Annotated in this window: 11 protein-coding genes; 8 read left to right on the top strand and 3 right to left on the bottom strand. The window is 46.8% G+C overall.

The window, feature by feature from the left end; genetic code table 11:
* The first annotated feature begins 7 nt into the window (after positions 1 to 7).
* The 3 genes from K401_RS0103140 (at position 8) to K401_RS0103130 (ending at position 11,900) form a co-directional block, all read left to right on the top strand.
* Positions 8 to 4,489 carry an InlB B-repeat-containing protein gene (locus K401_RS0103140; protein WP_024291607.1) on the top strand — a complete coding sequence of 1,494 codons (4,482 nt, stop codon included), beginning with the start codon at positions 8 to 10 and terminating at the stop codon, positions 4,487 to 4,489.
* Between the two features lie 287 nt (positions 4,490 to 4,776).
* A complete protein-coding gene (locus tag K401_RS0103135) occupies positions 4,777 to 11,181 on the top strand; it encodes a hypothetical protein (protein ID WP_024291606.1) in 6,405 nt (2,134 codons plus the stop codon).
* Positions 11,182 to 11,363: 182 nt separating this feature from the next.
* Positions 11,364 to 11,900, top strand: coding sequence for a hypothetical protein (locus tag K401_RS0103130; RefSeq protein WP_024291605.1), 537 nt, complete (start codon positions 11,364 to 11,366; stop codon positions 11,898 to 11,900).
* Between the two features lie 56 nt (positions 11,901 to 11,956).
* Here the strand turns inward: K401_RS0103130 and K401_RS0103125 are convergent, their stop codons facing one another.
* A complete protein-coding gene (locus K401_RS0103125) occupies positions 11,957 to 12,634 on the bottom strand; it encodes a 3D domain-containing protein (RefSeq protein WP_242837893.1) in 678 nt (225 codons plus the stop codon).
* A 330-nt stretch (positions 12,635 to 12,964) separates the two neighbouring features.
* Complete coding sequence (locus K401_RS0103120; protein WP_024291603.1) at positions 12,965 to 13,543, bottom strand: 3D domain-containing protein; 579 nt, start codon at positions 13,541 to 13,543, stop codon at positions 12,965 to 12,967.
* A gap of 420 nt (positions 13,544 to 13,963) precedes the next feature.
* Here K401_RS0103120 and hrcA point away from each other — a divergent pair, with 420 nt between their 5' ends.
* The 5 genes from hrcA (at position 13,964) to K401_RS0103095 (ending at position 19,487) form a co-directional block, all read left to right on the top strand.
* Complete coding sequence (gene hrcA / locus K401_RS0103115; RefSeq protein WP_024291602.1) at positions 13,964 to 15,013, top strand: heat-inducible transcriptional repressor HrcA; 1,050 nt, start codon at positions 13,964 to 13,966, stop codon at positions 15,011 to 15,013.
* Positions 15,014 to 15,030: 17 nt separating this feature from the next.
* Positions 15,031 to 15,675: a nucleotide exchange factor GrpE gene (grpE, locus tag K401_RS0103110; protein WP_024291601.1), complete on the top strand. Its 645-nt coding sequence runs from the start codon at positions 15,031 to 15,033 to the stop codon at positions 15,673 to 15,675.
* 63 nt (positions 15,676 to 15,738) lie between these two features.
* Positions 15,739 to 17,601, top strand: coding sequence for a molecular chaperone DnaK (gene dnaK, locus K401_RS0103105; RefSeq protein ID WP_024291600.1), 1,863 nt, complete (start codon positions 15,739 to 15,741; stop codon positions 17,599 to 17,601).
* A 146-nt stretch (positions 17,602 to 17,747) separates the two neighbouring features.
* Entirely contained in the window at positions 17,748 to 18,887 is a 1,140-nt protein-coding gene (gene dnaJ / locus K401_RS0103100; RefSeq protein WP_024291599.1) for a molecular chaperone DnaJ, read from the top strand.
* 39 nt (positions 18,888 to 18,926) lie between these two features.
* Positions 18,927 to 19,487 (top strand): hypothetical protein, encoded by a 561-nt coding sequence (locus K401_RS0103095; protein WP_024291598.1) that lies wholly within the window; start codon positions 18,927 to 18,929, stop codon positions 19,485 to 19,487.
* 300 nt (positions 19,488 to 19,787) lie between these two features.
* On the opposite strand, the gene K401_RS0103085 is transcribed toward K401_RS0103095, so the two are convergent.
* Positions 19,788 to 20,660 carry a helix-turn-helix domain-containing protein gene (locus K401_RS0103085; protein ID WP_024291597.1) on the bottom strand — a complete coding sequence of 291 codons (873 nt, stop codon included), beginning with the start codon at positions 20,658 to 20,660 and terminating at the stop codon, positions 19,788 to 19,790.
* Positions 20,661 to 20,695 lie beyond the last annotated feature (35 nt).

Below are 20,695 nucleotides of genomic sequence, written 5' to 3'. Positions count from 1 at the left end.
GGAGACTATGAAAAACAGGAAGAAATGGAAAGCACAGACTGCTTTGATACTGGCAGCCGCCATGGTTATTACCATGGCGGCACCGCCCGCGTCAATGGCAGCATTGAATTACGGCGATCCTTCGATCATTCAATTTGATCCTCAGAGGGGGCCGAATCTGTCACATTCCACATATGCGAATGTGCCAAGATACGAAAACGGAATTTCATACGCAACCGGGCAGGCAGGGTATGCCCTGACGTCTGCACCCGTTTTTAGTGGAATTGAAACAGAAGACAGAGGATCCGGGCCAAGGCCCAAGCTGCCGGTATTTCAGGTTGAGTGGCCGGGCTATACCTTTGACGGCTGGTACAATGAAGACGGGAATAAGGTTCTTAATTTGCCTTACGCATTTCCCTATTTGTCACCGGAAACCTATAAAGCGGTGTGGAATGGAAACAGCAGCAGTCAGTTTAATTTTACTGTCATGCATTACCGCGATCTAAATGCGGCAAGAGACAGTATGACGGATGGCAGCAATCAGTCTGCCTGGCCATCAGCCGGCGACAGCCAGGCGATCCGATTTTTTGACGACGGAACCTGGGTCCATCCGGTAACGGCCAATACACCGGTTTCAGCCACATATAAAAGGAATATACCGGGGTATAAATTAAAATCAGTGCTGATTAAAAATAACAAAATCAGAAGATTTGATGATGAGAGCGGGGCAGGAACCCTGGATGAAGCGGCAACTGTCAACACTTCTACCAATGCGATCCGGGGATATATGCCCAATGACGATCTTACGGTTGCTTACCGCTATGAGCCGGATACCAGCAAGAAATTCACGCTGCGTGTGGAATATGTGGACGTAGACGGCACAGCAATAAAAACACCGGATGCTTATGCTTACTCTGCAGAAACTTCATTTTCAGTTTCTCCGGAAAGCATCACGGCATATGAACTTATTGATGCAGAAGTAAAGTCAGGATACGGTGATACGGATGATTTAAGCGGCAGAGGTATTTATTCTGCAGCTACCGCCGGCTGCGGATTTGATGAGGTTAAGGATTATACAGGGAAGATGCCCAATCAGATGGTGATCATTACTTATAAGTATCAGTTAGATCCGGATTACACGACTCATATCATCGTAAATACGGTGGACAATCACAATAACATTCTTTCAGAGCCTCAGAATCTGTCCGTTTCACCGGCTGATCCTGTTGAGCTGACGGTAGAAAGAAAATCAGGATACTCGTATCCGCCCAACATCACATGGAATGGCAATTTCACGAATCTCGCTCTGGATCAGACGGAAGAAAAGCTGACCTTTCAGACCGATGTTCTTGGAGGCGCCGTTACCATTACTTATAACGAAGACTTGACAGATCCCGATTATTGGGCCCGAATTGATTATTATAACAGTGCCAATGGAACTCTGTCCGGAGACACATCTCCCAAGTCCTTCCGCTTGAATACCTATTCAATTGACGAGCTGACTCAGAATATCACCCCGTCACCGGCATCTCACTACATATTTGACGGTTGGTATAAGGCCAATTTAAGTGGAACCGGAAAGACCGGAGCAAGGCTTACCGGTGATGTGGAGTTAAATGAGAACTTAAAGTTAATTGCAAATTTTGAAGAGGATCCTAATGAATGGTTTGATCTGGTCTTTGTATCCGGAAGCCATGGGAGCATTTCAGGAACCGCCACAGCCCATGTGGCTAAGGAGACGGCCTGGACCGATCTTGTGCTTCCTGAAACCCATGCGGACAACAACTATCTTTTTGCCGGTTGGTATGATGAAAATGGAAACCAGGTACAAAACAGCCTTCAGATTCTTTCAGATCAAAGATATACGGCCAGATTTACGCCAATTGCAGGAGACGACGGAATATTAAGTATTCCTGATGCTGCCGGAACCGTAGCAGCGAATGGAACCGGACAAATCCAGATAAATGGTGCAAATGAAGAGCGGAAGTATGTAGTTACGGATACCGAGGGCGTTGTGATATCTGTTATGACAGGTTCCCAGCTGCAAAACGGGAAATTTACAGGACTGGGTCCTTGTACCTATTATTATATTTATGAACTTTCATTAACCGCAGCTCCCGTTGCCGGTGACCTGCTGACCGATCATGTGGATGGATCCCTGACAAGCCAGCCTGCAAGAGTGGGCATTGTTACACTTGGCAGCAACTATTCCATTGCAAATGACGGAAATGAAGGCAGGAAAAAAATTACCATCAGTCCTGCGGCAGGGGATACGCTTTATGCGCTTCTTGATGGCGATGAGAATGTGGTTTTACCCGCCGGATCATCAGACGGCTGGCTGACAGCTTCAGGAAGTCCGTCTGCAGTCGTATTCCCGGATCTGGAATCAGGACGGGAATACACGGTAGTTGCAAAGCATTTGGGAGAGACAGAAGCTCCATCTGAGAAATTATTGCTGGGAAATCGGATCCTTTTAGAAGAATCAACCCAGACAGATAACAGGACTTATACTCTGTATATCACTAACGGAGGCTATGCAGCGGAAGTCATCAGAGATGGTGCAGCCCTGGAGATCGAAGAGGGAGCGACCCAAATAAGCGTCCGCAAAGGAGATAAAATTAGGATAAAAGCTCCGGATATAACCGGATACAACTTTGTAAAGTGGGAGTGCCTGCTTGGTTCTATGTCTATTTTTGCAGCCCAGCAGAATCAACAGGTTACCATGCCGGCCGGTGATGTAGTTCTTCAGGCTCGGTATGAGTCCATGACCGTAGCCACTGCCTCCAATGCAACCGTGGATTATTCACCTAAAAATGGAGCCTTTGCTCTTAATAAACAAACAGATCTGTTGGAAGCTTTAAAGCTGGATCTGATTGATAACACCTCCGATCCGAATTTACTGGTATCAGGACATGAGGTGGAATATACGGTCAAATTTGACCGGAGAAGTACGCCGACTGCCACGGTGTCCAATGCAGTGAGAGCAGCTGCATCAGTGGACAGTGAGGCATTAAAGATCCCCTGGGTTTTAGATATATCATTATCACGAAAGGTGGATGGCATTAATAAGAACCTGCCCTCCGATGGAAACCACACGCCTGATATACAGGTTTATGGAATCCTGGATGCCGGCATTCTGGGCCATATGGATTATCAGTTGTGGAAGGTTGAAAATGGGGATGACGATCCGGCATGCACGGAGATTATCCCCCTGGGACCTGATTTAAATGATCCGGATGCCGGTTTTACCGGTACGTTCCTGTTTGATGCAAATGTGGGAGACACGATTCTATTGACCTATTCCAAATCCTATAAGGTTACCATTGCCGATACAAAACGGGGAACAGTAGCAAGTCTTAAGGTAAGAGCCGGTAGTGCTCTTGAAGATGCGGACGGTTATATGGATCTTGAATGCCTGGAAGACTATACGGATCCGGTTACCGGCATCGTATATGAATTTGCAGGATTGGGAAAACAGGCAGGAGCTTCCGCTACGTATGATGTCACGGCTCCGGTTAACAAAGATCTCCAGCTTTATGCAGTGTATGAACAGGAAGATGATTCCTTGTGGCAGGCAGCAAAAAAACAGCTGGAGGATGAGATCGATATTGCCAATGCTTTGAAAAACAATGGCACGGTAAGTGAGGAAGACAGGAACTTACTGGCTGATGCGATCCAGGATGCAATCACCGTGCGGGATACCCTGCCCCGTCCTACGATTGAACAGCTGAATGATGCTTATCAAACATTAAAGGATATTGTTGACGGAATCAGAAACGGAAGTGGCTCTGGAGGAGAAAACGGCTCCGGAGGAGAAAACGGTTCCGGAGGAGGCAATGGTTCCGGCGGCGGGAATGGCTCTGGAGGAGGAAGTGGTTCCGGCGGCGGAAGCGGTTCCGGTGGCGGAAGCAGCTCCGGCAGAGGAAGCAGTTCCGGAAGCAGCGGCCTTGGACCAGGGGCTTACCGCTTTGGAAGCTATAAAACTTATACAAATGATGTGGATGGCTACTGGGATAATTTTGACGCCGCGAATAATGGCTGGTCCTTTGTTTTAAGCAGCGGAACGAAACTAAAAGGCCAGTGGGCGAATATCCGCTACTCTCATAACGGAACAACGCTGATTTATACATACCATTTTGATATGGAAGGAACAATGGACAGCGGCTGGTTTCTGGATGAAGAAGGAAAATGGTATTTCATGTCCACGATTCACGACGGCTGGTTTGGCCGCCTTAAAACCGGCTGGCATCTTGATGAAAATGACGGAAGATGGTACTACCTAAATCTGTTTAACGGTGCCATGCTTACCGGCTGGCAGAAAATAGACGGTGAATGGTATTATCTGGCACCGGAAAACAGCAGGCAGACATGGCATCTGGATCAGAAAACCGGAAAGTGGTTTTTTGCAGACAAATCAGAACGGCCATTGGGCTCCATGTACCGGAATGAAGTGACACCGGATGGATATTATGTGGAGGACAGCGGGGAATGGATACCGGAGACCCCGTAGCCTAAATTGAAATAATTCTTATAGAAAGGGAAAGTGTTTGAATTTTGCACTCTCCCTTTCTTAAAAGGACTACATATAAAAGTTGATACGAAATAAGCTTATCACCATGCAGGAGAGATTGCTGTAAGAATAAAGAAAAATGAGTGATGAGATCATTTTTCCTTGTATGAAATCCTTTATTTTGAATTATTGAATAGTCATAACAGATTTTTATGGTAGGAGATTTAAAAGTACAAATAAAATCAGGATTTTGTTGAAAAAAGATTTTATGGTTAGGAGGGAAGCAATTGAAGTTTATACATAGGCTGAAACGGATTGTAGCAAGAGTGTTGGCTTTTGCAATGTTACTGAATACGCTATCCATATCAGGAATTACTGCTTATGCCGATACTGAGCTGAATCCTGATACAAGTATGAAAAATAACGGAGGTGGTTTAAACTCTGCTTATTATTGGGGTAGGAACGATCCAAATGGACAAGTGTCTTATGATCGATGGTATGGGTTTAATATTCAGGGAATTCTTGATCCGGAGCGGATTGGGGCAGAGCATCCATATATCAATCTGGATCCTGGAAAATACCAGAATAACAATACTGGAGGTATCCAATTACAACCTCATGATGCAGTTCCTGTTACATGGGACTATTCTGGTTTTAAAACAGTAATCAGGTCTGGAAGTGAAAACGATACCATCGCCTATCCAATAACAATTGAGAATAATGGCGGTGTACAAAAGATTACTGACCGTGGTTATAATGTGGAAGTGCAGATGAAGGTATATCCCAGTGCTGACCGAAAATGGACCATGGTAGAGTATGTTATGTACAATAATGAAAATATTCCTAAAACCATGTACATGGCGACTGGTGCGGATATCATGGTAGGAGATGGAATCGGATATTCCGGGGGGCCTTCTGACCCGGCTGATGCATCTACCCTTTATCTTGATGACCAGGGATTCCATATGGTAAATGAAGCCACCAAGCAAACCTTTGATGTTGTTACAAATGGTGACAGCGAGGTGGGAAGGGAATTGGGGGTAACAACAGTAGATTCCAGATGGGCCGGAAGTGACTATATGGTATTTTCTAATTCGATAACCAACAACAGTAGCAGTTACCATAATGCCAGGTATTATGCTAACTTATCTGATGAGCCGACAAATGCGAATCATAAGACCGATGGAACAGTCCATTGGATTGAAAACATGGACACAAAAATGTCTTATTCATGGAAGCTTGATTTGGGTCCTTATCAGAAGGTGGTTAGAAAAGTTGCCTTTAAAGCGCAGGAACAAACTTATTATGTCTCGTCCGTTCATGGAGACGACGTAACTGGAACAGGTGAATATGATAAACCGTTTAATACAATAGAAAGAGCAAAACAGGCCATTGGTACAAAGAAAGGATATATCTATATTCAGGATTACGCTCCGGTTAACCAAACCATTGTAATTGGTGAAAGTGGGGGAAGCCCTGATATTACAATTAAAACTGCAGATGTTGACCATCAGCGGAACCGCATAACAACGCCGGTTGCATTAAAAAAAGACTGTGACGGACCACTGATTGAAATGGATCAGTCAGGAACAGGTTCTATTCTCCGCCTTGATGGGATTAACTTAAGCGGAGAAAATGTTTCCGACAAAAATGATCCGCTGATTCTGGCTGACCGGGGAACCATCCAATTAAATAAGGATGCTGTTCTGGAGAAAAATATTGTGACCAGCAGTGATCCTGATTCGGCTGTGGGCAGTGCAGTACATATTACCAACAGCGCAAATCTTATATTAGATGGTGCGGAGGTTAGGATGAACCAGTCTGCCTTACGGGGAGCGATTTATTTTAACAGCACAGGAAAGTTTCAGGTTTTAAATGAAGTTACCATTAAAGATAATGTAAATGCAGAAGGCAAAAAAGCAAATGTTTATCTGGCTGACGGGAAGTATATTACCGTAGACGGAGATCTTGGTTCGTCCCGGATCGGTATCACTTCGGAGCAGATTCCAGAGGCTTCCGTGGGAGAGACAACAATTTCGGGACAGGAAGTTGTTATAGCTGTACCTTCGGCTGATTATTCCGGAAGCTTTTCCTCCTGCCCGTTTGCAGACAACTTTTTTGCGGATGCAGATAGCGGAAACGGGGTCGGGATATATGCTACCGTCGGATCCTCCGCCTTAAATAATTCCCGGAATACGGTCTTAAAGCGCAATGGATATGCCGTAAGCTTTGCTTACCGGGATTCCTCTACAGGAGGAACCGTAACCAGTGCGCCGGATATCCCCAGCCTGTCTTTCGCATCGGGTGATGAGGTAGTAATCCCACCGCCGTCAGGTATTTCCGGGTATGAACTGACGGGAATTTCCATTGATCAGGGAACAGGCAGTACCTTGACTGCAGTGGAAACAGCAGGGGATACCTTTGGAAAAATAACCGGTACCATGCCGGGACAGGATGTGGTAGTCACCTATGAATATACCCGGCTTGAGGCCTCCATTGCTTTTGTGGTCAACGGAGGGACGCCTCAGCCTGAAACACTGACCGGAACAGCCGGAAACAGCGTAAACGCCCTCCTTCCCAGCGTAACCAGGTATGGATACGTGTTTAAGGGCTGGAGCAAGGTGAATAATCAGGCCAGCCCGGAATACATTTCATCCCTACCGGCTGTCTATCAGGCAGATCCGGTTACCTACTATGCCATATGGGAATCAGATCCGAATGTGAAGTTTGATTACACGGTGGATTACACCAACCAGAACGGTTCCATCGTGTTCCAGACAACGACCGCGGAAAGTGCTTATTCCGTGGAGGCGGAGATCCAGTCCCAGAAAAAGAGCATTCATGGATATCTGTGGAGTCTCCTGGATTCCCTTACCAGTCCGGTTGAATATAATTATGACGGGCTGGGGGCAGCGCCCATAGGAAACTTTGACGGCTCTACAGGACAATTTACAGGAAGGATGCCGGGACAGGATGCGGCGGTGAAATACGCATACAAGGTAGACCGGAACAATCCGTCAGCCAGATCCGATTTAACGGTGCGGTATGTGACGGAGAACGGAACCGTGATCCATGATCCTGCCGCAACCGCTTATTACCCGGAGGATGCTATAAATACAGCTCCTTTGGACCTCTATGGATACCAGTTTGTGTCGGGAAGCATAACAGCCGGAGATACTCCGGATGACGCAGATGGAAATCTGGTCAGTGCCGTTCAGGGAAGCTTTGGAAACAACGGCAGTTTTACGGGAGTTATGCCCAACCAGCCGGTGGAGATTACATATATATATGAAGCAACAGGCGAAGGGTATCGGTTTACGGTCAGTTATCTGGATAATAACACCCTTGATAATAACTTAAGGAATATCATTAATCCGGAGATACAGCAGAAAACAGCGGATACGGCGGTCAGTGCAGAGTTCCGGGAATTATACGGATACACCTATGAAAGTGCTGCGGCAGTACCGCTTTCCGGCGGAAGCTTTGACGGAACCCATGATTTTACGGGGATCATGCCAAACGATGACCTGACCGTCAGCTACCGGTATGACCGTGTTCCGTCCCAGTGGACCCGGATCATTTTCAAATCAGGCATTAATGGTGCTATTTCCCACGGAAGCGGAGTTTCTTCTGATGTACAGGAACAGGGGAACGGAACCGGAGTCTATGAGGCTTCCGTATTGAAAAATGACGGCACTACAGCAGGCCAGACAGACAGCTATACCTGGAGCACCATAAAAGAAAAACGCCTGGTGCCACTGGCTCAGGCTGACCAGTACTACCGGTTTGCCGGTTGGTTTATTGACCAGAACGGAAACGGATCCTTAGATGCGGGAGAACAGCTTCTGGAAGAGGATCACCGCTTTACCGGAGATGAGACCGTTACGGCCCTGTTTGAAGAAGATCCGGAAAAGTGGATCAACATTCAGTTTGCGGCAGGAGAACACGGTTCCCTGGCAGACGGAAGTATTTCCTCCCTTCATATCCAGTATGACAGGACCTGGGGAGATATCGCAGGCCAGATCCCAGGCTATGTGCCGGAGGTCAACTATCTGGTGGATGGCTGGTATGACGGGGATACGGAAGTGGAATCAACAGATGGATTAAAGAACGGACACACCTATACCATACGCTTCTATCCGGATCCGGCAGTATTCGGAACGGATGTGGCAGCTCCCGATGCCTCTGGCGGACTTAACGGAGAAGGAAAGGGAAAGATTACGGTTTACCACACCACGGCAGGCTATCAGTATGTCATTACGGATCTAAGCGGAAAAATCGTGGGAGTGCAGACAGGAACCATTGCAGGCCGGGTGTATTTTGACGGACTTTATCCGGGAGCCAGATACCTTGTGTACGAGGCAGCAGGAACTGTGAATGCAGTCGTAGGAAACCAGATCGGAGAAACAGCAGGAAACATCAGTGATCCGGTGGAGGTGCTGACTCCGGTGGTGGAGACCAACTACCAGATCTTGTATGATGAGAACCACGAAGGAAAGACGGTGCTGGTGATCAAGCCTGCCGATAAGAAGTCGGATTACGCAGTCTTAAGTAAAGAAGGAACCGTGATCCTTACTCAGGAAACCGGAAGTGACGGATGGCAGACAGTGACAGGAAATCCGGGAAGCGTGACTTTTTCCGGGCTGAACTACAACGAGGAGTATATCGTAGTAGCCAGACCAAAAGGAGAGACAGGGATTACGGCAGAAAGCAGGCTGCCAGACGGATCGGCAATTACCACAGATCCGGGCGGTGCTCTGGAAATCCCCAACTATATCGTGGAGACTCTGGAAGGCCGTGTGGTGAGTGTTGATCAGGAAGAGATCGATGCAGCCAGATATGAAGAAGCCCATAAGGGAGACAAGGTAAAGATCACAGCAGACGCGTCCAAGGGAGCCGGGGAGACCTTCCTTTATTGGAAGATTACCATAGGATCGGTTCCGGGACTTACCGGAAAGCTGTATGAGAGAGAGCTGGCCTTTGACATGCCGGATACCAATCTGGTGTTTACCGCGTACTATTCCAGGCCGGTTGCCAGTCCGAGCAATGCAACGGTAGTGGATGAGGTCCGGGGTGGAAGCGGAAATGACATCGCCCTTGATCCGGGGGAGATACCGGATTTAGAAGAAGAGCTGACCACTGATGCAGACCGGATCCTGATGGATCAGAACCATGCGGATGTGACCTATAAGGTGGTATATACAAAGAATGCCGCAAAGGCAACGGAATCCAATGCAGTGAAGGCATCACCAGAATACAACAGCGATCACAGCCAGGCGTTTAAGGCGGCCTGGGGACTGAATGTAGATATCGAGAGATACGTCAACGGAAGAAAGACGGCCATGGCCACACCATCGGATGCAGAGTTTACTACCTTTATCCAGTTGGGTAAGGATGATGTGGACATGATGGACTATCAGCTGTACCGGATTTTTACGGATCCGGATGATGGGTCAGTCCAGACAGAGCTTGTGGAGATGTCGGATGATCCGGAAGAGACCGGAGGGTTGTTTACCTTTACCGCCCAGGCGGGAATGAGGTATGTGATGGTGTATTCCAAGGCATACCGGCTGTATTTCTTAAACCAGATAGCCATTCCTAAGTACCAGTACTATTTCAAGGTAAGAAAGGGAGAAGCCCCCAGTGACGGGTATTATAGCTTTGAATACGGGCAGGTAGAAGAACCGGAAGACCTTTTCATCAGTGAAGAGGGAGTGGAATATAACTATGTAGGCTGGAGTTACCGTGAGGACCGTCTGAATGAATTCGATCCGGACCGTGAGATCAGCAGGAAAACCTACGTCTATGCCTATTACCAGGACAATCAGAAGGAAGTGGACCATGCCAGGAAAGAGCTGGAGGATGCCATAAAGGCTGCCATAGATAAGAGCGATGACTATTTCCTCACATTAAAGGAAACCGGTAAGTTAAAGGAAGCCATTGAAGAGGCCCTGGAGGTACTGGAGCGGACATCTCCGAAGGCAACGCTGGATGAGCTGTTAGAGGCCCTGGAAAAGCTTCAGGAAGTCACAAAGCCTTTGGATGAAGCATTGGAGGACCGCTATGACCACTATGACAAGATCCAGGGCTCCGGAAGCAAAGGAGGAAGCAAGGGCGGAGGAGGAAGCGGAAGCGGAATCAAAGCCAGCCCATACAATCCGTCAAGGAGCAGGAGCTATACCGTTGGAACCAATGGAAACTGGGAAGAACTGTCCGGAACCGGAAGGCAGTGGGCCTTTGTGTTAAACGGAGGGATCCGTCTGACGGGAATGTGGGCAAAGCTGGATTATGCAAGCGGAGACGTAAGCAAGAACGGCTGGTATCATTTCAATGCCAACGGGATCATGGATTACGGCTGGTTCCGTGACGAAAAGCTGGACTGGTATTACTGCAATACAGAAGCTGACGGATGGTTTGGAAAGATGAAGACAGGCTGGCACTATGACAAGGAAGACAGCCGCTGGTATTATTTAGACCCGGAAACCGGAATGATGGCAAAGGGCTGGAGAAACATCAACGGAAAGTGGTATTACTTTACAGAGCAGAACAGTATGGAAACCTATCATTACGATCCGGCAACGGAGAAATGGATCTATAAAAACAACGAAGGGAGACCGCTGGGCTCCATGTACATCAGCGAAATGACGCCGGACGGATACAGCGTCGGCGGAGATGGCGCCTGGCTGCAGTAAGGAGGAAACTTAAAAACCGGCCTAATCCCATTAACTCCTCTCATAAGGCTCCTCTGGAATCAGGACATAGGTGAAAAATAAATAGAAATAATTTATTGAAAGGGAAAGTATTCGGATCCTGTGCTTTCCCTTTCCGCAAAAAAGATCTGATAAAGCATGATAGATAAAGAGGATAAAAACATATGATAAAAAACGAAGAAATGCAGAACGTGTGCCACGGCATGATTGCAACGGACCGGGTCAGCACCATGCTTGTTTGTTTTCACGGAAAAAAAGAAGGAGATTTATATGGTGAAATTCTTAACAGTTACATAGACAGGCCTGTCTGGTTTTCCGGTGTAGGCGATTTAATTCTTAAATTAGATGAAATATGTGACTGGATCGGAACGCCCCATCCATCCACGGAACCAAGGTTTCTTACAAAAAAGATGTCGGAGGAATATGCATACAGAAATAAAAGGACAAACACTATACCGGTTAAGGCAAAGATTCAGCTGCAGGACAGCAAAACCTTAAGCTCCCGGGCTATTCTGGCAAAAGAAACGCTGATCATTAAAATAGAGCATCGTCAGAATGCCAGCATGCAGGGGAGAGTGATAGGAAAGCTTACATCAAAAGAGTATGTGGGATTTCGAAGCGCATTAGAATTGATGCGCATGATTAAAGAAGTTGCCGTAAGAACGGAAAGATGCGGAAACGGAATGAAGAGTTCCGTATAAATAAAAGCCTGGTGAAAGGTAAAATCTTCACCGGGCTTTTATACTGGGATCCTGCGTTATTGAACCAGATATGCTTCCACGCTCCTGGTGCCATAGGAGCGGGTCTCCCCATGGGTGTTGAAGAAAATATCAATGTGGTTTCCCTTGACTCCGCCTCCGCAGTCCTCCGCCGTATAGATGACTCCGTTGACCATGATGCGGCTTCCGTAGGGAATGACTCTTGGGTCAACAGAAATGGTATGGTTTGCAGTGGCAATGGTTCCTGTGCTGGTACGTCCGCCCCACCCTCCGGAGCATTTGCGGCAGGGGCAGTAAGCTGTGGTTTTAAATACTCCCAGAGAACGGAGGTTAGAACCGCTGTTTTGGAGGTTTGCGGCAGCGAGATCGCCCACAGGGTGGACTTTAGTGCCAGACAGCTTCTGACCGCCGGAATAGGCTTCTACCAGGTAGGTGCCGTCTCCGTAAGAACTCCATGGAACCGGTATCTCAAAACCATAATTTCCGGTCCCGTGGGATACTAAATCCTCCCGGTATTTGGAGGCAGCGGCAGTAAGCTCCGCCACAACCTGCCCGTTTGCCTGATTGGTAATAACAACTTTTACTTCTGCAGCAGTATTGGGATCAGAGTTGTTAAGGGCCCAGCCTCTGACGCTGCTTTCGTCGGCGTTGTCAATGATGCCAGCGGTCTGCGCTGCAAAAATGAGAAATGTATTTATCAGAAAAAATGTCATCATTAGTAAGGCTCCCAGGAACCAGTGAATTCGGTTTGTTTTATGCATATTACAAATACTTCCTTTCTTTTTTACAAACTGTAATATAATTTAATATATTTATAATTATATGTAACAGTTTTGTAATAAATGAGGTACAAGTAATCATTTTACACATTTTTCCAAATTTGTCAAGAATAAACACTAAAAAATCTCTCTGTGCTTCTTTTCTTAGTTGCCTCGGCATTTGTTTAATGAATATACAAGCATATTTGTCCGGCTCATTGTTTGCGCAAAAAAAACACCGCAGAACAGCGATGTGGTTCGCTGTTCTGCGGCGTAATGGGGACATTTTTACTGTTCAATGACTGCAAATAATTCTTTTGTCTGTCTTCCAAAATCCAGGGCTTCTGCGCGGCTTGCGAAGAAAATATCTACTTTATTTCCCTTCACACTGCTTCCGATATCCTCAACGGTATAGACGATACCGTCGATCATAACCTTGGTTCCGAGAGGAAGGATGGTGATATCTGCGGATATGGTATGCTGCGGCTTGGGAACCGTACCGGAATAGGTCAGGCCCTGCTTGCCGGTGTTTTCGCTGTTAGGGCAGTATGCAGTGGCGGTGAAGAACCCAAGAGATTCTCCTTTTTCATAAACGGGCGCCGCCGGCTCCTCCGGTTTTACCGGTTCCTTTTTCTTGATACCAGGTCCGATTTCCTCAGGAAGTGTCTCCGTATTGGCTGCTGCTGTCTGATTTTCGGTACCGGTTTGTATGGTTTGGTGATCTGTTCCAGAGCTTTCGGACTGTACTTGATTCACAGTTTGGTCTTTTCCCGTAGTTTCGGCTGCCAGTGCAGACATAGATAACAGCAGAATACAAAGAAGTGTCAGGAATCCGGTAATACATTTCTTCCCTGAAAAACTTTTCATAATTTTACCTCGCAATGAGCAGTGCGGATTGGAACAAGAACAAATTTTTCGTCGTGCCCGCACGTAAGAAAATTTGTTCTTGTTCCAATTCATAGGGCGAATGCCCGTAAGCCTGTGGAGCCGTAGGATTCACAGGCAACACTGCGGACTAGATCGTGTTGCTATGATCGTGTTGTTATGGTGTCTTCCTTACCATTATATTACAAAAGTGTTAAATGTCAAGAAAAAGTTGTCAACAGCTTTGTAATATTTAATAAAAGAATGAGGAAAAATGTACAAACAAGCCACAAAAACTTCACCAAAAATTTTTATAGGAATGTATTGACAAAAGTAGAAAAAAAGAATATATTATGAAAAGAAGATGTTAGCACTCCCAAACGTTGAGTGCTAACAAAAAACTCAGAAAGGAAGTGGAGCAGCTTGAGTGATAAGGATCAGTTAGATGAGCGGAAGGTAACCATATTAAAAGCCATCATCAAGACTTATCTGGAAACAGGAGAACCGGTCGGTTCCCGTACCATATCAAAGTATACGGATTTGAACTTGAGTTCCGCTACCATCCGGAATGAGATGTCTGATCTGGAGGAGCTGGGGTACATTATGCAGCCTCACACCTCGGCAGGAAGGATTCCTTCCGACAGAGGATACCGCTTTTATGTGGACCAGATCATGCAGGAAAAAGAAGAGGAAGTCACTGAGATCAAGGATATGATGCTGAAACGGGTAGACAGGGTGGAGCTGTTGTTAAAGCAGATGGCAAAGCTTCTTGCCCAGAACACCAATTACGCGGCAATGATCAGCGCTCCCCAGTACCACAGGAACAAACTGAAGTTTATCCAGCTTTCCAAGGTTGATGAAGAAAAGCTTCTTGTAGTAATCGTGGTGGAGGGAAACATCATTAAGAATACCATAATTCCCATTCATACGGAATTAAATGACGAAGGACTTCTGAATCTGAATATTCTTCTTAACAATGCCCTTAACGGGCTGACCATAGAAGAGATCAATCTTGAAGTGATCAGCAGGCTGAAAATTCAGGCAGGGCCCCACTGTGATGTGGTGGACCGGGTACTGACCGAGGTGGCAGGAGCCATCCAGGGCGATGATGAAGACCTTCAGATTTACACCAGCGGGGCCACCAATATTTTCAAGTATCCGGAGTTAAGTGATGGAGAAAGGGCCAGTAAGCTTATCGGCACGCTGGAACAAAAGGAGCTTTTGCAGGGGCTGATCGATGATGTGAACAGCTCGGAGAGCGGATCCGGAATCCAGGTATACATCGGTGATGAAGCACCCGTTAAGACCATGAAGGACTGCAGCATTGTAACTGCCAACTATGAGCTGGGCGAAGGCTTAAGGGGTACCATTGGAATCATAGGACCGAAACGCATGGATTATGAAAAGGTACTCAGCACATTGCGCAATCTCATGACGCAGCTGGATGCCATTTTGAAAAAAGATGAAAGGTAAAGGGAAGAGCATTGAGCATGGAAGATGTGAAAACAGATGAAAGACTGGCAGATGAGACTGTTCAGGCGGAAGATGCCGCTTTCACTGAAAAAGAAATAGAAGGCACAGAAGCCTGTGCAGACGACGGAATCCAGGAAGGCGTTTCAGAGGAAGAAACGGCGGAAGAGGATTCTAAGGAAGAATCCGTGAAAAAGGGTCTTTTCGGGAAAAAGAAAGAGAAAAAAGACCCAAGAGATGAAAAGATAGAAGAACTGACAGACCGCCTTCAGAGGAACATGGCTGAATTCGATAATTACCGCAAGAGAACAGAGAAGGAAAAGACAGCCATGTTTGAAATCGGGGCAAAGGATATTGTGGAACGGATCCTCCCTGTAGTAGATAATTTTGAAAGAGGCCTTGCAGCCATTTCCGAGGAGGAGAAGAACGCTCCTTTTGCAGATGGCATGGAAAAGATATACAAACAGCTGATGAAAACACTGGAAGAAGCAGGCGTAAAGCCCATTGAAGCAGTGGGAAAGCCGTTTGATCCCAATTTCCATAATGCGGTCATGCATATTGAAGATGAGTCACTGGGAGAGAATGTTGTTTCCCAGGAACTCCAGAAGGGTTACACCTACCGCGACACCGTGGTAAGACATTCCATGGTGCAGGTGGCGAATTAGTCATATAAAACTCAGAAAACAGATAACATTCACATTTGGTTTATTAAATAGGAGGAAAAAACTATGGGCAAGATCATTGGTATTGACTTAGGTACAACAAACAGCTGTGTGGCCGTTATGGAAGGCGGTAAACCGGTTGTAATCCCCAACAGCGAAGGCGTAAGAACCACACCATCCGTTGTTGCATTTACTAAGAACGGAGAGAGGCTTGTAGGCGAGCCTGCAAAGCGTCAGGCTGTAACAAACGCTGACCGCACCATCTCTTCCATCAAAAGACATATGGGTACGGACTACAAGGTAACCATTGACGGAAAGAATTACAGCCCTCAGGAGATTTCTGCCATGATCCTTCAGAAATTAAAGGCAGATGCAGAGGCTTATTTAGGAGAAAAGGTGACCGAAGCGGTTATTACCGTACCGGCATATTTTAACGACGCACAGCGTCAGGCAACCAAGGATGCAGGTAAGATCGCAGGCCTTGACGTAAAGCGTATCATCAACGAGCCGACGGCAGCAGCCCTGGCTTATGGACTTGATAATGAAAAAGAGCAGAAGATCATGGTGTATGACTTAGGCGGCGGTACCTTCGACGTTTCTATCATTGAGATCGGCGACGGCGTCATCGAAGTTCTTTCCACCAACGGTGATACCCGTCTGGGCGGTGATGATTTTGACAACCGCATTACCCAGTGGATGGTAGATGAATTCAAGAAAGCAGAAGGCGTTGACTTGTCCGGAGACAAGATGGCCATGCAGAGATTAAGAGAGGCGGCTGAAAAGGCAAAGAAGGAATTATCTTCTTCTACCACCACAAACATCAACCTGCCATTTATCACCGCTACCTCAGAGGGTCCAAAGCATCTGGATATGAACCTGACCAGAGCAAAATTTGATGAACTGACTGCTGACCTCATCGAGCGCACAGCAGTTCCGGTACAGAACGCGTTAAGAGATGCAGGCATTACTTCCGCAGAATTAGGAAAAGTACTGTTGGTAGGCGGATCTACCCGTATGCTGTCCGCTCAGGATAAAGTAAAACAGCTGACAGGCAAGGAGCCTTCCAAGTCCTTGAACCCGGATGAATGTGTTGCCATCGGCGCCAGCATCCAGGGCGGAAAGCTTGCAGGCGATGCAGGCGCAGGCGATATTCTTCTTCTGGACGTTACTCCTCTTTCCTTATCCATTGAGACCATGGGCGGCGTAGCTACCAGACTGATCGAGAGAAATACTACGATCCCGACAAAGAAGAGCCAGATCTTCTCCACAGCGGCAGATAACCAGACAGCGGTTGATATCCACGTGGTACAGGGTGAGAGACAGTTTGCAAGAGATAATAAGACGTTAGGCCAGTTCCGTCTGGATGGAATTCCGCCTGCAAGAAGAGGCGTTCCTCAGATCGAGGTTACATTTGATATCGATGCCAACGGTATTGTAAATGTTTCTGCAAAGGATCTTGGAACAGGCAAAGAACAGCATATTACCATTACTTCAGGCTCCAACATGTCTGATTCCGATATTGATAAGGCAGTAAGGGAAGCAGCCGAGTATGAGGCTCAGGATAAGAAGCGCAAGGAAGGCATTGATGCAAGAAACGATGCTGACTCCATGGTATTCCAGACAGAGAAGGCTCTGCAGGAAGTAGGAGACAAGATCGATGCAAACGATAAGGCAACTGTGGAAGCAGACTTAAATGCATTAAAAGAAGCGATTAACAGAGCTCCGATCGATGAGATGACCGATGCGCAGATTGAAGATATCAAGGCAGGCAGAGAAAGACTGATGAACAGCGCACAGGCCTTGTTTGCAAAGGTTTATGAGCAGGCACAGTCCCAGGCCGGAGCACAGGGTGCAGGCCCTGACATGGGAGCAGGAGACGCTTCCTATCAGGAGAGCGATGTGGTTGACGGAGATTACAAAGAGGTGTAAACTAGTCTGGACGGTTGACGGGACTTTGGGAAAAGTGTTGTAGCGATACAGCACTTTTTCCGGAGTCTTTCAGTGCAATTGCTGTGTCATCCTGTGCTCATATATGAATGCAGAATGCGGATTGAAACATGAAAGGTAGACCTAAGATGGCAGAGAATAAAAAAGATTATTATGAAACCCTGGGCGTTCCAAAGGATGCGGATGACGCAGCCATTAAGAAAGCTTACAGGGCATTAGCTAAGAAATACCATCCTGACACTAACCCCGGAGATGCCGCAGCTGCTGAGAAATTTAAGCAGGCTTCCGAAGCATACAGTGTCCTTAGCGACCCTGACAAGAGGCGTCAGTATGACCAGTTTGGTTCCGCTGCTTTTGACGGAAGCGGAGGAGCAGGCGGTTTCGGCGGCTTTGATTTCAACGGAGCGGACATGGGAGATATTTTCGGGGATATTTTCGGAGATATCTTTGGCGGAGGACGAAGAAGCAGCAGCGCCCGTTACAATGGGCCATCTAGGGGAGCCAATGTCAGAACCAGCATCCGAATTACTTTTGAGGATGCGATTTTCGGCTGTGAAAAAGAGATTGAGATGAACTATAAGGAAGAGTGTTCCTCCTGCCACGGAAGCGGTGCAAAGGCGGGAACCTCACCGGTTACATGTCCAAAATGTAATGGAAAAGGAAAGATCATGTATACCCAGCAATCCTTTTTCGGCCAGATACAGAATGTTCAGACCTGTCCGGATTGCGGCGGCACAGGGAAAATCGTTAAGGAAAAATGTCCGGACTGCTACGGCAGCGGATATATTACAAAGAGAAAGAAATTCAAAGTCACTATTCCTGCGGGAATTGACAACGGCCAGTCCGTGCGCCTTGCAGGTGCAGGAGAGCCGGGAACCAATGGCGGCGAGAGAGGCGATCTGCTGGTAGAGGCAGTGGTATCCAACCATCCCATCTTCAAGCGTCAGGATACCAGCATTTTCTCAACAGTGCCCATTTCCTTTACAAATGCTGCCTTAGGCGGAAGCATCCGCATTAAGACCGTGGATGGGGACGTGGAATACGAGGTGAAGCCGGGAACCCAGACCGATACTAAGGTGCGCTTAAAAGGAAAGGGCGTTCCCTCCTTACGCAACCGGACGATCCGGGGCGACCATTTTGTCACTTTGGTGGTTCAAGTGCCGGAGCGCATGAACGAGGCTCAAAAAGAAGCGCTTCGCAAGTTTGATGAAGCCATGAACGGCACAGGTGAAGGCGAAAAACATAAAAAGAAGGGGATCTTTAAATAGGAACTCCGGAAGGTACATGGGTAGGAAAGAAGGGAAAGTATGGGAAGGTTTACAAAAAAGCTGGCCTTAGGAGCTGTTGTATTGTGGCTGGCAGTTTTATTTCCTGCGGCCGTTTTGGCCGCTGACGGGCAGTCTGTCCGGGATTTTCCAGGATGGAACGGTTCCGGCACAAAAATCAAAGGGCCTATTGAAGGAAGTGAATCCTTTGATTTTTGGGATGACGACGATGATGACGATGACGGTCCAGGCAGCTACAGCTACCAGAGGGGCTGGCGGTACAGCCCTTCCGGCTGGTGGTTTCAGTACAGTGACGGAAGCTGGCCTTCCAACAGCTGGAAGTATCTTGACGGCAGATGGTACCGGTTTAACTGGGAAGGCCATATGCTCACCGGCTGGTATTCCGATGAAGGCGGCTTGCGGTACTACTTAAATCCCGTGGATGACGGAACATTAGGTGCCATGAGAACTGGCTGGCAGATCATTGACGGTAAGGCTTATTATTTTAACACCATGTCTGATGGTTATCTGGGGAGGCTGCTCACCAATACGGTGACTCCCGACGGATATAAGGTGGGGGCTGACGGTGCATGGATACAGTGAGTTTGATGGAACGGACTTAAAAGGTATGGCGGGAAATTTCTGCTGTACCTTTTTTATTTGATTTTTATGTATAATAATAATGAAATTTTCAGGTGAATATTTGAGCGGAGGAATTTCATGGAGCGGCATATGCAGGCAATAAATAATGCTTTAAAGGTACTTTGCAGTGAAGAATTTCTGCCTTATGCAGAGGCAGTTTATCTTTAGGGAGTTGTGCCGGAGGAAACCAAAGGTTTGACAATGCCGACGTGAAAGGAGGCATATAAAGCAGCCTTTTATTATGAATAAATGATAGTATTTTTAAAGTTTTTGAATCAAATATGATTTTTTATATTTTAGTGGAGATATTCCATATTCTTTTTTAAATAAATGATAGAAATGGCTGATGTTTTGAAAACCGCTTTCGTAAATAACATCTGCGATTTCCATATCTGTGTGGGATAGCAGGTTGGCGGCATAATTCAGCCGTTTTGCGTTGATATAGGCTGAGGGTGAGATTCCCAGATACTTACGGAAAGTTCGGCAGATGTGCTCAGGGGAGCGTTCTGTCTGCTGGATCAGATAATCCATTCCCATTACAAGGTTTGCTGCATTTAAAAGTCCATCTAAAGCAGACGAAAACCAGGCGGGCAGATCAGGAGACTGATCTGTCCGTTTCTGCCGCATTAGCTCCGGCATAAGGTAAGAATACAGAATATCGATTAAAATCGCCCGAAGATGGGTGTTTTTTTCTTCCATAGCAGATGTGGAAAACTGGTTGAGGAAGGCCAGGCGATTCTGGATCATAACGGTATCAATTGTGGTCAGGCGTGCAACGGGAACGTGAGAGCTTTCCGAAAGCTCCTGAAAAGGATTGGGAGAATTGTAGAGGTAGCAGAACAGTGCCTTCAATGTATAGGTGGGAAAAGCCAGGTTGATATGTGTCGCGGCTCCGTTTTGTATTTTTGTGTGGACATCCCCGGGGCGAATCAGAAGAAGATCTCCGCGGGAGAGTCTTAAATGATCATTATTTAACAAGATATCCAGTACATTTTCCGTTACTAGTATTATTTCATAAAAATCATGTATCTGAGGGTATTCATTTTTGTCAATAAGTGTACGAATGGAATAGTAAACTTCACAATCACTTGGAAATACCAATGGAGTATTGACGGTTTTAGGATCAGTTTGCATAGTAAACCTCCTGGAAGTTTATAGTAAAATCCAAA

Origin of the sequence: Lacrimispora indolis DSM 755, from assembly GCF_000526995.1 — a bacterium.
Lineage (GTDB): Bacteria > Bacillota > Clostridia > Lachnospirales > Lachnospiraceae > Lacrimispora > Lacrimispora indolis.
This window is presented reverse-complemented; position numbering and strand designations above follow the sequence as displayed.

What these genes read in the sequence shown, in the direction of transcription:
- K401_RS0103140 (WP_024291607.1), top strand. Translation starts at nt 8, where the DNA reads ATGAAAAACAGGAAGAAATGGAAAGCACAGACTGCTTTGATACTGGCA.
- K401_RS0103130 (WP_024291605.1), top strand. Translation starts at nt 11,364, where the DNA reads ATGATAAAAAACGAAGAAATGCAGAACGTGTGCCACGGCATGATTGCA.
- K401_RS0103125 (WP_242837893.1), bottom strand. Translation starts at nt 12,634, where the DNA reads ATGATGACATTTTTTCTGATAAATACATTTCTCATTTTTGCAGCGCAG.
- K401_RS0103120 (WP_024291603.1), bottom strand. Translation starts at nt 13,543, where the DNA reads ATGAAAAGTTTTTCAGGGAAGAAATGTATTACCGGATTCCTGACACTT.
- grpE (WP_024291601.1), top strand. Translation starts at nt 15,031, where the DNA reads ATGGAAGATGTGAAAACAGATGAAAGACTGGCAGATGAGACTGTTCAG.
- dnaK (WP_024291600.1), top strand. Translation starts at nt 15,739, where the DNA reads ATGGGCAAGATCATTGGTATTGACTTAGGTACAACAAACAGCTGTGTG.
- dnaJ (WP_024291599.1), top strand. Translation starts at nt 17,748, where the DNA reads ATGGCAGAGAATAAAAAAGATTATTATGAAACCCTGGGCGTTCCAAAG.
- K401_RS0103095 (WP_024291598.1), top strand. Translation starts at nt 18,927, where the DNA reads ATGGGAAGGTTTACAAAAAAGCTGGCCTTAGGAGCTGTTGTATTGTGG.
- K401_RS0103085 (WP_024291597.1), bottom strand. Translation starts at nt 20,660, where the DNA reads ATGCAAACTGATCCTAAAACCGTCAATACTCCATTGGTATTTCCAAGT.